A 1,030-nucleotide genomic window follows, 5' to 3' on the forward strand; every position below is an offset into this window, starting at 1 on the left:
AATGATACAGGCACACCAAAGCGCTGACTTAGTGCTTCTATGTGGTGTCGATTTAGCTTTTTTCCTCCTACGGTATTGAGTAACTTACTTACATTACTTTTTGAACCTAATTCAGGAAGATCTGCAACACCAAGACGATACTGGGACATAAGCGTTTTCAATACAGCTACACCACTGTCCAATTCGGCAATGGCTGCATTAAATTCAGCAAATTCATCAGTCTGTTCTTCCCATCGCTCAATGCTAAGTGACAACATTTCAATTAAAAAGTTGTTTGCATCGTAATCATCTATCAAGTCGTCCATTAATGCTAATGCTTGCTCGTAGTCGTCCTGAGTTTCAATGTGAGCAAGGTATGGCACTTTGGCCAATGCCTCTCTAATTTCAATACATGCAGTAGGTAGCATATAATTACTCCTTTGTTCGACTATAGTCTGCATGGCTAACCACGTGCTTCACATACATCCTGTTATCTCGGAACTCGATGAAGGCTATAATGCGTAGATTATTACCACCTACATCAATCACCCACCATTTATCTCGATATTTAAAGTTATCCAAAGACGGAAATACTTGCCGTAAATCATCAGGATTGGTGAATGTGCCACTGCGTAAGGTGCTGTATATTTGAACCAAGGCGTCCCTATCGTTAGGATACTTTTGGGCGGCATCATTAAATGGTTTTCTTGAAATAACGTGCACGGTCTTTTCCTGTTTTCGTCTTGGAAGATATATCACAAAAGTTTCCAAAAAGGAAACTTTTCAAATGCACGTATACGCATAACAGATATATTTAATAAGGAACTAATGAATCAGTCTGGCCCAGACTGGTTCACCCGTAGTAACCTGACATCCTATGCTCGCTTTTGGCTAGCACGCTTTTGCCCCGAAGTTTGTTGGCCTTCGAATGAGGTTTGGCATTTTTATGTTTGGTTGAGTCGTGTTTGGTTAAATGGGTTTGAAGCTTGTAGCTTCAACGCAGTCAATCACCTGCAGTGAGCTTATGTGCAAATACTGCTTCGGGACGCTT

At 41.0% G+C, this 1,030-nt stretch carries 2 protein-coding genes; both read right to left on the bottom strand.

The genetic code is table 11. The features are described from left to right. On the bottom strand, positions 1 to 407 hold a 407-nt coding region (locus H5185_RS22235; RefSeq protein ID WP_182743337.1), incomplete at its 3' end, for a type II toxin-antitoxin system HigA family antitoxin. Positions 408 to 411: 4 nt separating this feature from the next. Then, on the bottom strand, positions 412 to 702 hold the full coding sequence (locus tag H5185_RS22240) for a type II toxin-antitoxin system HigB family toxin (protein WP_107885219.1): 291 nt from the start codon (positions 700 to 702) through the stop codon (positions 412 to 414). Positions 703 to 1,030 lie beyond the last annotated feature (328 nt).

The sequence above is a fragment of the Shewanella sp. SG44-6 genome, assembly GCF_014164185.1.
GTDB classification, from domain to species: domain Bacteria; phylum Pseudomonadota; class Gammaproteobacteria; order Enterobacterales; family Shewanellaceae; genus Shewanella; species Shewanella vesiculosa.